Source organism: Streptomyces sp. NPDC047515, assembly GCF_040643055.1.
In the GTDB taxonomy this organism is placed as follows: domain Bacteria; phylum Actinomycetota; class Actinomycetes; order Streptomycetales; family Streptomycetaceae; genus Streptomyces.
In genome coordinates, this window is record NZ_JBEYTM010000001.1 from 102,548 (window position 1) to 115,548 (window position 13,001).

Annotated in this window: 9 protein-coding genes; all 9 read right to left on the minus strand. The window is 71.7% G+C overall.

Going from position 1 to position 13,001, the window contains the following annotated elements; all coding sequences use genetic code 11:
- Nucleotides 1-53: 53 nt before the first annotated feature.
- Nucleotides 54-1,412: a VWA domain-containing protein gene (locus ABZ826_RS00445; RefSeq protein WP_361439894.1), complete on the minus strand. Its 1,359-nt coding sequence runs from the start codon at nucleotides 1,410-1,412 to the stop codon at nucleotides 54-56.
- 132 nt (nucleotides 1,413-1,544) lie between these two features.
- The gene (locus ABZ826_RS00450) at nucleotides 1,545-2,849 is read right to left on the minus strand and encodes a protein phosphatase 2C domain-containing protein (protein WP_361439897.1); all 1,305 of its coding nucleotides are present in this window, start codon (nucleotides 2,847-2,849) and stop codon (nucleotides 1,545-1,547) included.
- A gap of 2 nt (nucleotides 2,850-2,851) precedes the next feature.
- Complete coding sequence (locus ABZ826_RS00455) at nucleotides 2,852-5,608, minus strand: tetratricopeptide repeat protein (RefSeq protein ID WP_361439900.1); 2,757 nt, start codon at nucleotides 5,606-5,608, stop codon at nucleotides 2,852-2,854.
- 61 nt (nucleotides 5,609-5,669) lie between these two features.
- On the minus strand, nucleotides 5,670-6,995 hold the full coding sequence (locus ABZ826_RS00460) for a hypothetical protein (protein ID WP_361439903.1): 1,326 nt from the start codon (nucleotides 6,993-6,995) through the stop codon (nucleotides 5,670-5,672).
- A 102-nt stretch (nucleotides 6,996-7,097) separates the two neighbouring features.
- Nucleotides 7,098-8,156: a glutamate ABC transporter substrate-binding protein gene (locus tag ABZ826_RS00465; RefSeq protein ID WP_361439906.1), complete on the minus strand. Its 1,059-nt coding sequence runs from the start codon at nucleotides 8,154-8,156 to the stop codon at nucleotides 7,098-7,100.
- 11 nt (nucleotides 8,157-8,167) lie between these two features.
- Nucleotides 8,168-9,457 carry a hypothetical protein gene (locus tag ABZ826_RS00470; protein WP_361439909.1) on the minus strand — a complete coding sequence of 430 codons (1,290 nt, stop codon included), beginning with the start codon at nucleotides 9,455-9,457 and terminating at the stop codon, nucleotides 8,168-8,170.
- A 413-nt stretch (nucleotides 9,458-9,870) separates the two neighbouring features.
- Nucleotides 9,871-10,845, minus strand: coding sequence for a BadF/BadG/BcrA/BcrD ATPase family protein (locus ABZ826_RS00475; protein ID WP_361439912.1), 975 nt, complete (start codon nucleotides 10,843-10,845; stop codon nucleotides 9,871-9,873).
- Nucleotides 10,836-12,101: a 6-phospho-beta-glucosidase gene (locus tag ABZ826_RS00480; RefSeq protein ID WP_361439915.1), complete on the minus strand. Its 1,266-nt coding sequence runs from the start codon at nucleotides 12,099-12,101 to the stop codon at nucleotides 10,836-10,838. The genes ABZ826_RS00475 and ABZ826_RS00480 overlap by 10 nt, the downstream gene beginning before the upstream one ends.
- A gap of 3 nt (nucleotides 12,102-12,104) precedes the next feature.
- Nucleotides 12,105-12,986: a carbohydrate ABC transporter permease gene (locus tag ABZ826_RS00485; protein ID WP_361440419.1), complete on the minus strand. Its 882-nt coding sequence runs from the start codon at nucleotides 12,984-12,986 to the stop codon at nucleotides 12,105-12,107.
- Between the last annotated feature and the right edge of the window lie 15 nt (nucleotides 12,987-13,001).

The window sequence follows — 13,001 nt, forward strand, 5'->3', positions numbered from 1 at the left end:
TCGCCACCCGGTAGATCACTTCGGCCGGGCGGCCCGACGGTGCGGCTGTGCGGTTATTTCTTGACGCGGACGGTCTTGGTGGAGCGCGTTTCGAGTGTCATCGAGTCGGCCTCCGCGACCTTCGCCTTCAGTCGCACAGTACCGGTCGCGGCATCGACGACGTCCACCACCTTCGAAAGCAGTTTCGCAGTGTCCTCGTTCCCGGACGCCGACGCCAGCTGCACCGCGCGGCCCAGTTTCGCGGTCGCGCCGTCGAAGTCTCCCGACTTGCGGGCATCGAGCCCTTGTTGGATGACTTGTGCCAGTTCGGCCTGGCCGGTGTAGTGGGCGACCTGCGGGTTGATCGAGGTGGACGCCACCATGTCCTCGGTCCACACCGCCCGCACCAGGCCCTGCGAAAGCGGCCGCGGTGCCCCGCCCGACGGGTCGGGGAGGACCAGCGAGACCCGGGACGCCAGCATCTCCTGCCCGATCCCGGCCTCCGGCACCAGTACGCACACGTGGTAGTCGCGGGACTCGTCGCCCCAGGAACCCGTGGGGTAGTCCCCGGCGCGGGGACCCGCCTCGGTGCGGCGGCCGGTCAGATCGACGACCGTCGGGGCCACCTGCTTCACGAACTTGATCTCGACCCCGACGGGCGTCCAGAGCCGCAGTGCGACGTCCGCGACCTCCTTGCCCATCGCGTTCTCCATCATCTGCGTGAAGTCCGCGGCCAGCCCCGCCGGGTCGGCGACGATGTCGGCCGTACCGAGCAGCGCGGAGGCGACGGCTGTGACCTCTTTCACTTCCCAGTCCGTGCCGACACCGCGGGCGTCACAGGTGAAGCGGCCCGCGCAGGATTCGAGCGCGGCCCGCAGATCCTCCGGCGCCTCGTGCTCGTTGCGGCCGTCGGTGAGGAGGATGCCGTGCCGGATCTCCACATCGGTGGCGCCGAGCAGCCGGTCGGCCAGCCGCAGCCAGGTGCCGATCGCCGTGCCGCCACCGGCGCTGAGCGCGCGCAGGGCGTCTTTCGCCTGGGCCCTGGTCCGGGCATCGGCGACGGCGAGCCTCCCGTTGCCCGGGTAGACCTCCTTGGCGACGTGCGTACCGCCGACCACGGCGAACCGGGTGCCATCGCGCAGGGTGTCGATCGCCGCGGCCGTCGCGTCGCGGGCGTTGCGCATCTTCGTCGGCGGATAGTCCATCGAGCCGGAGCAGTCGACCATGATCACCACAGCGGCGTCCGGTGCCTGCCCCGGTACGCGCGTGGGCTTCGCCGCCGCACCGGACAGCGGGACACCGCCGGTGGTGCCGCCCCCGGTCGAGGTGACCGTGACGATCGCGTTGACCTCGCGACCACCCTCCGGCAGATATTCGTTCTGGTACACCTCGACGGAGAACTGGGGCACGTTCGACTTGGAGAAGTTGGCCATCTGAGCGGCTCCTTGAGACTCCAGGTGTCAGATGAAGACAGCTGTGAGAGAAGAAAAGCGGGTGAAGGCGGTCGAAGGCGGCGTGGACGGAAGGGGCGGACGGAACTGGAACCAAGCGTTACGGAACGGGACTCATGTGGTGCCGCAGGCCGATCCTGCCCCCTGCGGCGGCACGGCGAACGGCAGCAGAGCCACTGTTACGTTGTCGTGGCCCCCACCGTCGAGCGCGTGACCCACCAGCACCTGGGCGCCGTGCAGCGGCCGCGACTGCGCGTCGGCGGGCACCGCCGCGGCCATCTCCGCCGCCGACTCCGCGTAGTTCCACAGCCCGTCCGTGCACACCACCACGAGACCGGACCGGTCCGGTTTGAAGGACGCGGTGTGCGGCTCCAGTTCGTACGCGTCGGCGCCGAGCCACCCCGTGATGGCGTGGGCGCGCTCGTCCGCGTACGCCTCGGCCTCGCTCATCAGGCCCGCCGCCACCATCTGCGCGGCCCAGGAGTCGTCCTCGGTCAGCCGGGCGGGCGGACTGGTGCGGTCGTCCGGCACCCAGTAGACGCGGCTGTCGCCGACCCAGCCGACGACCAGCAGACCGGCCGCCATGACCGCGCCGACCAGGGTGCACGCCGGGGCGTTCTGATGGCGGTGCGGATCGTGCTCCTTGGCCCGACCGGGCTCCTGGGCCAGGGAGTTGACCGACTCGGCCGCGGCGACGATCGCCTCGTGCATCGCCTGCTGCGGATGGGTGCCGCGCGGCAGCGACTCCAGGAGCGCCTCGTTGGCGGCGCTCGCGGCCGCCGCCGACGCCTCGTCGGGGCGGCTCGCCGAGGAGACACCGTCGCAGACGATCGCGACGACCGCCGGCGAACCGTCGGGCAGGGCGGTGGTCGACACCGCGAACGAGTCCTCGTTGCGGTGATGGCGCAGACCCCGGTCGCTGACGGCGGCCACCGAACCGAGCTCCTGCTCCATGTGGTCGCGCTCGCGCGGCTGGGCATGACCGCAGTTCTCGCAGTAGCCGTCGGTGTCGACCCGGCCGGCGCGGCAGGCCACGCACAGCTTGGTGCCGCCCGGCGGCGGTGCGGACAGGTCGGCGGCGGACGTACGGGGGTCCGGCGCGGGCGTCGAGGCCTGTGCGACCGGTGCGGACGCGGGCGCCGATGCCCCGGCAAGCGGTGCGGGCGCGGGCGCCGCCCCGGGTGCGGCCAGTTCGAAGTCGCCCGATCCGCCCGGCTCGTCGGACCGGGCCTTGGGCGGGCGGGCCGCCGCGCCGTTCTCCGCCGACGCGGTCATGGCGATCGTCGGGCGGTCCTGAGGCGGCGCGGGCACGGCCGAGAGGTCGTACCCGCACGCACCGCAGAACAGGTCCCCCGGCTCCAGCGGCTCCTCGCAGCCGGGGCACTTCGACAGGGCCGTCTCCTGGGGCTTCTGCGACATTTTCACACCCACGTCCGGGGGCGGAAACGGTTGGCCCGCTCCACCAGTTCGATCCTCTCGTCGCCGGGCTCCGCAAGCCGGGCGAGCATCCGGTACGAGCGCTCCAGCCCGAAACGCAGGCCGCGCTCGTTCACCTCACTGCCGAGCAGCGTTCTCGGCCCGTTCGACCCGGCAGGCGCGTGCGACTGCGGAGCCGCGGGACTCCCGGAAAGCACCCAGTCGAGCGCCTTCCCCAGCACCTCGGTCGACAACTGCTCGCGGCGCACCGCGTCCAGGCCGAAACCGGCCAGTCCCGAGATCTGTTCGGCGGCGGCCGTCAGATCGGCGATCAGCGGCTCGTCCGGGGCCCGTTCACGCAGTCGCGCCCGCACCGCCGCCACCCGGGCCGCCGTGTAATGGATCGACGCCTCCGGCACGGACTCCAGCGTCCGCACGGCCGCGGCACGGTCCCCGGCGGCGATCTGCACCCGGGCCAGGCCGAATGCGCCGCTGACGAAGCTCGGATCGGTCGTCCACACCAGGCGGTAGTACTCGGCCGCGTTGTCCAGCTGGCCCAGCACCTCCGCACAGATCCCGAGCGCCAGCTTGGGCGCCGGCTCACCGGGAAACGCGTCGTACACCGCGTCGAAGGAGAGCGCCGCGTTCTCGTTGTCGCCGATGACCAGCGAGGTGATTCCGCGGTACCAGACGACCCGCCAGTCGTCCGGGAACCGGTCCTCCAGCTCCGCCAGGGTCTGCCCCGCGGCCCCGAGGTCGTTCATCTCCAGACGGGCGCGCAGTTCACGCAGCCGGGTCTCCAGCGACGCCGCGGGTACGGCGTTGAGCGCGGCGATCAGTTCGGCGGGAGCGGTGGCCATCAGCCCGGCGAGGAAACCCGCGTTGGGGTCGCTCGCGTCGACCCGGGGCACGGGCAGCGCGAGCGAGGTGGCCCGTGCGTCGAGCCCGGCCGGCCTGGGTACGTCCGGGACGTACGGCCCCGACGGCGCACCGGGATCGGCGACCGGGACGCGGGGGCCAGGAATCGCGGCCCGGGTCTGCGCGTACGGGCGAGCCGCGCCGCCGGGGCCCGGCCCGTTGCCGGAGCGCAGGTGTGTGGGCGGCGCGGTCGGCGCAGCCGCGCCCGCCGCGGGATACCCGGGCACGGCGGGCGCACCCGCGGGCAGCGTGCCCGGCCCCGGCCCCACACCGGGCCCACCGCCCGGCACGGGGGCCGGGCCCGGCTGCGCGCCGGTCCCCGCCCCCTTCCGCTGCCGCCCGAAGTGCCCGGACGACGCCGGGGCGGCGGCCCGCGCCCCCAGCCGTGACACATCGTCCGTCAGCTCGGCGAACAACTGCGTGTCCGTGACCCGCACTTCCGTGCCGAACAGCGTCGACAGCGCAGGCCGCGGCCGACCGGTCTGCAGTGACACCACCTCGCGCAGCACGCCCGTCAGCTGCTCCGCCATCTCCGCCGCCGAGGCGAACCGCCGCGCCGGATCAGGGTCGGTGGCCCGCACCAGCAATCGGTAGAACGACTCGTAGCTCCGGAACACCTCGATGTTGTCCGGGTCCGGCAACGAGTCCACGAAGACGTTGGTGTAGCCCTGGAAGTCGAAGGTGAGCACCGCGAGCGTCCGCGCGACCGTGTACAGGTCGGAGGCGACCGACGGGCCGACCTCGGCGACCTCCGGCGCCTGGTACCCCACCGTGCCGTAGATGGCCGACTCCTCGTCGTCCATCCTGCGCACCGCGCCCATGTCGATGAGCTTCAGCTGGTCCTCGGTCTGGATCGCGTTGTCGACCTTGAAGTCGCAGTACAGGAGGTTGCGGCTGTGCAGATGCCCGAGCGCCTCCAGCGCCTCGATGCCGTACGCGCACGCCTGCTCGACCGGTAGCGGATCGCGCTTCCCGGCCGGGGTGCGACGCTCGTTCGCGATCTCCTTGAGCGCCTTGCCGCCGACGTACTCCATCACGATGTAGCCGTCGAGCGAGCCGGTGCGCTGGTCGAGATGCTCGACGAAGTTGTAGATCCGGACGATGTTGGAGTGCTCGATCTCGGCGAGGAAACGGCGCTCCGAGATGGCGGCAGCCATGGCGTCCTGGTCACCGGTGTCGAGCAGGCCCTTGAGGACCACCCAGCGGTCCGACACCGCGCGGTCGACCGCGAGATAGACCCAGCCGAGCCCGCCGTGCGCCAGACAGCCCGCGACCTCGTACTGGCCGTGCACGATGTCGCCCTCGTGCAGCTTGGGCACGAAGGAGTACGGGTGGCCGCACTTGGTGCAGAACCCCTCCGTGCGGCCCGCCCGTTCACCACGGGCCCGGCCCACCGGGGCCCCGCAGTCGGAACGCGAACAGAAACGCTTCCGCTCCGGCACTTCCGGGTTCTCCATCACCGCCGAGCGCGGATCGGGCCGCGGCACGTCCGGCACCTGCACCAGACCCGCGCCCAGCCTGCCCCGGCCGGACGCCCCCGAGGACGAACCGGAGGAACGCACCGACACCGAACGGGACGTGGCGCCACCGGACAACGAGCGCGAGAGCCGCCCCGAAACGGAACGCCGCGAGGTCGACGAACGGGACGAGGACCGCGAGGAGGCCCGGGAGCTGCTGCTGCCCCTGCTGCTCGCGCCGCCGCCCGCGATCCCGGTGGGCGGCGAACTCACCATGCCACTCGGGGAGACGACCGGAGCCAGACCGCAGGTGTCGCAGTACAGCTCACCGCCGCCCACGTCCTCGTAACTGCCCTCGCACGCGGGGCGCTGGCACTGCGTACTCATGGTCCGTCCCCCTGTTCGCCCCGCCGCCGCGGCGGCCCGTCCGACTTGCGCACACCTGAACTCATCGCCGGTCCTCCGGTCCCGGGGTCCGGCGCTGCGACAGCAGTTCGGCCGCCGCCTCCTGGTAGCGCAGCACCGCCTGCGCGGCGACCCGCAGATCGCACGGCGCGCTCCACAGCATCCGGCGCGCCGCGTCGTACCGCTCGATCAGCAGCGGGTCCTCGGCCAGACCGTGCCGGGCGACCTTCGCCTTGTACGCGTCGAGCCTGCCGCGCAGCTCCGCCCGCACGGCCAGCGGGGCCGTGACCGCGGTCAACGACTCACGGGCCCGCAACAACTCCTCCTCCGCCTCCCGCTCCAGCGTCTCCAGGAGCGGGGAGAGCCGGTGCCACTGGGCATGCCTGCGGTACTCCGACGCGGCGGCCAGCCGCTCCTGGAGCGCGGTCGCCGGACCGCTGACCGCGGGCACCTCCGAGGCGGCGATCTTCGCCAGCACCTCGCCGCGCGCCGACCGGGCCTCGGTCAGGGTCCGGTCCGCGCGGGAGAGGACGTCACGCAGCTGGACCAGGCGCTGTTCGGCGTCCTGCCGGACCGCGAGCACCGCCTCGATCTCGCGGCGTACGTCGTCCAGGGCGCGGGCCGCCCGGTCGTATCGCGTCGTGTCGGGGCGTCCGCCGCCCGGCGCCGAACTGCCGGGCCCCGACAGCCAGAAGGCCAGCGGATCGGAGATCACCTGCACCCGCAGCGTGGTCAGCTCCTGGGTGATCGCCTCCAGATCGTCACCCGCCGGGTGCTCACCGGGCCGCACACCGACGGAGTGCGCCAGCGAGCGGGTGCGGTGCAGCTCGGCGGCGAGCAGATCTATCCGCGCGGGCAGCGCGGACCACACGGAGTCGGAGGCGACGACCATGTCCAGCGAGCGGGCGTACAGCTCGTTCATCCGGGCGACCAGCTCCTCCAGCGTGAACCGCTCGGAGAGCTTGGCCGGGCCGGTGACCGACGGATCGGGGCGGCCGGCCGCGTGCGCCACGATGACCCCCTGGCCGCGCAGCAGCTCGGTGAGGGCCACCAGGTCGTCCCGGTTGGGGTGGCGTCGGCGGGCCCGCACCGCGCGGGCCTCGGCCAGCGCACCCGCGTAGGCGTCGAAATACCCCCACAGCAGCGTGATCGACTGCTCGGTGGAGGCCCAGCGTTCCTTGGTGACGCCGGTCAGGTCGGCGCCCTCCAGGAGCCGGCGGCCCGCGTGGTCCTGCAGGGCGAGGAGCGAGGTCTCGATCGCCTCGTGCTCCGCGCCCAGCCGGGCCAGCGCACGGTCCGCCTCGTCCCGGTCCATGACCGGGCCGGGGAGCCTCCCCGCGTGGCCGGGGAAGGGGCCCGCGACGCCCATCGATCACCTCTCCGCTCTTCCTGCCGGGACGGGCCCGGCGGGATCAGTGCCACTGCCTCGCCGACCGGGACCGCGCCGTCGCGCACTCCGGCCGGCCCGGCACTAGTTGCTCCGGTACTTGGGTGCCGGCGGCGCCGATATCCCCGGCAGACCGGCCTCCAGCCACTTCCGGTACGACTTCATCCAGCTGCTGTTCGCACCACCCCCGCGGTAGTCGACCAGTACCTGGTTGACCCGGGCCACCAGATCGTTCGCACCGCGCTTCGTCGCCACGCCGTAGTACTCGGTGGTGAACGGCTTGTCGCCCTTGAGCTCGACGGCCGGGTCCTGGGCGGCCTGGCCGGCCGCCAGCGCGTTGTCCGTGACGATCGCGTCGACCTCACCCAGCTGCAGCCGTACCAGGCAGTCCAGCTGGTTGGGGACGGTCAGCTGGTCCTCGTCCGTGTCGGTGCCGTCGTGCTCGTCCTTGAAGACCGAGCCGAACGACTGCTTCTGCAGCGCCTCGTACGCGGTGGAGCCCTCGGCGGTGCAGACCCGCTTGCCGGCCAGGGATGTGTCGAACCCGGTGATCGACGAGTCCTTCGGCGCCAGGACCTGCTGCCCGGCCTGGAAGTAGGCGGTGGAGAACGAGACCTGCTCCAGCCTGGCGCAGTTGATCGTCATCGTCCGGACGACGACATCGACCTTGTCGTTCTCCAGGGCGGCGATCCGCTGATTGGTGGGGATGGCCCGGAAGATCACCGCGTCGGGATCGCCCAGGATGTTCTTGGCGACGGCCCGCACCAGGTCGATGTCGAAGCCTTCGATCCTGCCGGTCTCCGGATCGCGGTATCCCCAGCGGAAGCTGTTCTGGTCGACACCGGCGATGAGCTTTCCGCGCGCCTTGATCTTCTCGATGCTCGGGCCGCTGTCGTTCGACGGCGGCAGGCTCGCCTCCGGGTCCGTGCAGTTGCCGGACCGGGTCTGCACGGCCTGTGCCGCACCCGGTCCCGGGGTGTCCCCGAGGAAGGCGTCGGCGCCGCCGTGGGAGAGCGGCAGCAGGGTGAGCGAGGCCGTCACCGCACAGGCCATGGCCATGCCCGTCACCCCGCCCCAGCCGCGCAGCCTGCCGCGGGCGGGAAAGTCGGCACGGGCCCTCACGCCTGTGCGCTTCCTGGTCATCGCTCCCCCTCTCACCGGTACTCCGAGAGCCTGCGGTTGACCCCGACGATCGCGGCGAGGGCACCCAGCGCGGCAAGTGCGGCGGCCCCGGCCGGAAGCCCGCCCAGCGCCGCGCGCCCGTTCTCCGCGGCTCGGCTGAACTCGCCCTGCTCATGGGCGAGTGCCTGCTTCAGCGCCTCGTCCACCCGGTTGAAGGACTCACCCGTCGAGTCCTTCGGTCCGGTGATCTGCTTCAGCGCGCCCTCGTAGTCGCCGCTGTCGTCGGTCGTGCGGGCGGTCCGGTGGCGGCCCTGCCACTCGGAGACACCGTTGATGGCGTTCGCCACCGGCCCGCTCCCCTGGGAGTCGTCGGCGAGCTTCCTGGCTTTCCCCAGCTCTTCACCGAGGGCCTTTATGCCCGTGTTGTAGTCGGTCTCGTACTTGTCGTTTTTGCCGTCCGGGGTGAGCACCGCGCCGCGGGCGACGAGAGTGAGGTTCTCATTGGCGCGCGCCTTGAGCGAGTCGATCCGCGCGTGGTTGAGAACATCGAGTGACTGCTGTCCGTGTACATCGGCGCTTCGCAGTTCGGACCGCGCCACCGTGTGCCCCACCGCGAGCCACAGCAGCACCACGGTGGACGCGGCCGTCGCGACGAGCAACCCGTGGTTGAAGACCCGGTTCGTCCGGCGGTAGTTGCGCCGCTGCGCCCAGAGCAGTCCGCCCAGTGTCACGACACCTAGCCCGAGCGAGAAGAACGGCCAGGCCCTGGCCGAGTCGTTGTCCTGGTCCAGCCGGCCGGTCTCCGCCGTGTACAGCCGTTCGGCGGCCGGCAGCAGGATGACGGTCATCCTCTGGTTCGCGTACCGGAGATAGGCGCCGCCCAGTGGCAGGCCCTGCCGGTTGTTGGCGCGGGCCCGCTCGATCAGCCCCGTGTACCGGGGGAGTTCCTCGTTGAGCGTGGTGATCTCGTGCCCGGACGTCGTCGAGGCGTCCGTGTTGGCCGCGGCCTTCACCAGCAGCCGGGAGGCCTCCTTGATGTCCTTGTCGTACCGGTCGTGGACGGCGCGCGGCTCCTGCGCCCCGGCGAGGAATCCGCTCGCCGCCGCGGTGTCGGCGTCGGCCAGCGAACGGTAGATGTCCGCCGCGTCGGCGCTCAGCGGCTGGCTGCGGTTCACCACGTCGTCGGCGGCGGCCGCCCGGTCGGCGATCTCGAACGCCGCCACGGCCCCGAACGCGACGACGAGCAGGGCCAGTACGGCCCCGATGATCTGGAGCCTGCCCGGTTCGGTCGTCGCCGCGGCCCGGAGCCGTTCGGACGTCACGGACCAGGCGCCGCGCCGGGGCGGAACGGGTGCGGTCGCGGGCGCGGGCGGCTGCGACCGCGCGTGGTCAGGCGCCGTGCGTACATTCGGCGGGTATGTCACTCGACCTCCCCCTCGGTCACGGACGGTGGCCCGGCCCCCGGCCGATCGGAGGACTGGTACCCGGCCAGAAGTATGGCCGCAGGGACCGACCTCCACACCAGGAACGCCTGGATCCCGCGTCGATCCACGGTGCGTCCCTTCGCATTCGATCAAGGCCTGCGCCGCCGATCAAGCCGATCGGCGGATCAATCCCCTGAGCGGACCGAACTCCCCACTCATGAACACGTCCGGGACAACTGATCGGTTCCCTTGCACCAGGGGCGTCCGCGGCGCGAAACGCCGCGGACGCCCCTGGGAGGAGACGGGCCGGATCAGCCGTACTGCGCACGCAGCCTCTCGTGCACCGGGGCGCCCGCCCCGGTGCGGTCCAGGCCGAGCAGCGCGGCCCCGAGCACCGGTGGCTCCGTCACCACCCGGACCACCGCCTTCGGGGCACGTACCGCGAGGAGTTCGGCGATCCTGCCGTCCAGCTGCGGGTGACGGGCCGCCAGCACCCCGCCGCCCAGTACCACCGGTGCCTCCTCGTCCAGCAGACCGAGCCGGCCCAGTGCGACCGACGCCATCGCGACGACCTCCTGCGCCAGCCGGTCCACCAGCGCGCCCGCCACCGGGTCACCGGCCGCCGCGGTCGCGAAGAGCACCGGAGCCAGCTCGTGCCGCCGTTCGAACTCGACGTGCCCCAGATGCAGCGCCTCGATCAGCGCGTACATCGAGCCGAGGCCGAAGTGTCCGGGCAGCGTACGGGCCAGCTCGGTCGGCTCACCGCGGCCGTCCTCGGCCCGTGAGGCGAACCACATCGCCTCCTCGGCCAGCCCCGCACCGCCGCCCCAGTCACCGGATATCCGGCCTATGGCCGGGAAGCGCGCGGTCCGCCCGTCCGGGACCATGCCGACACAGTTGATACCCGCGCCGCAGACGACGGCCACACCCCGCGGCTCGTCCACCCCCGCGCGCAGGATCGCGAAGGTGTCGTTGCGCACCTCGACCGTGGCGCCCCAGCCACGCGCCCCCAGCGCCTGGGCCAACTGCTTTTCCTCCACCGGGAGGTCGGCGTTGGCGAGACAGGCCGACACATGCGTGACGGCAACGGCCGGCACGCCGGACAGCTCCAGCGCCTGTCCGACGGCCGCACCGAGAACGTCGACGGCCGCCTCGATCCCGACGACCGGCGGCTGGAAGCCACCGCCGCGGCCCGTCGACAGAATCGTTCCATCCGCACCGATCAGGGCCACATCGGTCTTGCTGTTCCCCGCGTCGATCGCGAGGACCGAAGCGTTCACACCCACGCCAGGTGCTCCCGGTTGTGCGCGATGAGCTTGTCCGTGAGCGCCTCGGCGTACTCGAACTGGCCGATCAGCGGATGCGCGAGCAGCGCCTTGAACACCCGGTCCCTACCGCCGCGCAGCGCCGCCTCCAGGGCGAGGTCCTCGTACGCCGTCACGTTGGCGAGCAGACCGGCGTACAGCGGGTCCAGCTCGGGTACGGCGAGTGGCGTGGCACCCGTCCCGTCGACCCTGGCCTGCACCTCGATCACCGCGTCGTCCGGCAGGAACGGCAGCGTCCCCTTGTTGTGGGTGTTGACCACCTGCACCGCGGAACCGCCCGAGCCGAGCAGCGAGGACGCCAGGTCGACGGCTGCCTCGGAGTAGAAGGCGCCGCCGCGCTTGGCGAGCAGCGCGGGCTTCTCGTCCAGCGCCGGGTCGCCGTACATGGCCAGGAGTTCCTTCTCCATCGCGGCCACCTCGGCCGCCCGGGACGGCTTGGTGCCGAGTTCCCGTACGACCTCGTCGTGCGCGTAGAAGTAGCGCAGGTAGTACGAGGGGACGACGCCGAGCCGGTCGACGATCGCGCGCGGCATGCGCAGATCGCCCGCGATGGTGTCGCCGTGCTCGGCGAGCAGCCCCGGCAGGACGTTCTCGCCGTCCGGGCCGCCGAGGCGGACGCCGAACTCCCAGGTCAGATGGTTGAGTCCGACGTGGTCGAGATGCACCTCGGCGGGCGTGACGTCGAGGAGCCGGGCGAACTTCCGCTGGAAGCCGATCGCCACGTTGCACAGGCCGACGGCCTTGTGCCCGGCCTGGAGCAGCGCCCGGGTGACGATGCCGACCGGGTTGGTGAAGTCGATGATCCAGGCGTTCGGATTGGTGCGGCGGACCCGCTCGGCGATGTCCAGGACGACCGGGACGGTGCGCAGCGCCTTGGCGAGACCGCCGGCCCCGGTGGTCTCCTGGCCGACGCAGCCGCACTCCAGCGGCCAGGTCTCGTCCTGGTTGCGGGCGGCCTGGCCGCCGACGCGCAGCTGGAGCAGGACGGCGTCGGCGTCGGCGACGCCCGCGTCGAGGTCCGAGGTGGTGACGATCCGCCCCGGGTGGCCCTGCTTGGCGAAGATCCGCCGGGCGAGGCCGCCGACGAGTTCGAGGCGGTCGGCCGCCGGATCGACGAGCACGAGCTCCTCGATGGGCAGCGTGTCCCGCAGCCGGGCGAAGCCGTCGATCAGTTCAGGTGTGTAGGTGGACCCGCCACCAACTACTGCGAGCTTCATAGGTCAGCCCTTTACTCCGGTCAGTGTGACGCCCTCGACGAAAGCCTTCTGGGCGAAGAAGAAGACGAGGATCACGGGGGCCATGACCAGTACGGTCGCGGCCATGGTCAGGTTCCAGTCGGTGTGGTGTGCGCCCTTGAAGGACTCCAGGCCGTAACTGAGCGTCCAGGCGGCCGGGTTCTCGGAGGCGTAGATCTGCGGGCCGAAGTAGTCGTTCCAGGCGTAGAAGAACTGGAAGAGGGCGACAGCGGCGATGCCCGGCTTGGCCATCGGCACGACGACCTTCATCAGCGTACGGAACTCACCGCAGCCGTCGACCTTCGCCGCGTCGAGGTACTCGTTCGGGATGGTCAGCAGGAACTGCCGCAGCAGGAAGATGGAGAACGCGTCGCCGAAGACCATCGGAATGATCAGCGGCCAGAGCGTGCCGGACATGTCCAGCTGCTTCGCCCAGAACAGATACATCGGGATGACGACGACCTGCGGCGGCAGCATCATCATCGAGATGACGAGCATCAGCGACAGCTGCCGCCCCCGGAAGCGGAATTTGGCGAGCGCGTACGCCACGGGCAGCGACGACACGACGGTGAGTACCGTGCCGAGCCCCGCGTACAGCAGGGTGTTCTTCCACCAGGTCAGAAAGCCCGGGGTGTCGAAGACCTTCTTGTAGTTGCTCCACTCGAAGGGGTGCGGCCACAGGTCGCGGGTCAGCGCCTGCTGGTCGCTCATCAGCGAGGTGAGCAGCAGGAAGACGAACGGCAGCACGAAGAAGAGCGCGGCCGCGACGCCGAGCGCGTGCACGGCGATCCAGTTCAGCAGCGCCTTGCGGCGTGCCGTGCGCTCGGCCGGGGTGGCCGGTTCGGTCGCCCGGTCGGCCGCCTTCAGGGTGTCGAGAGCCTG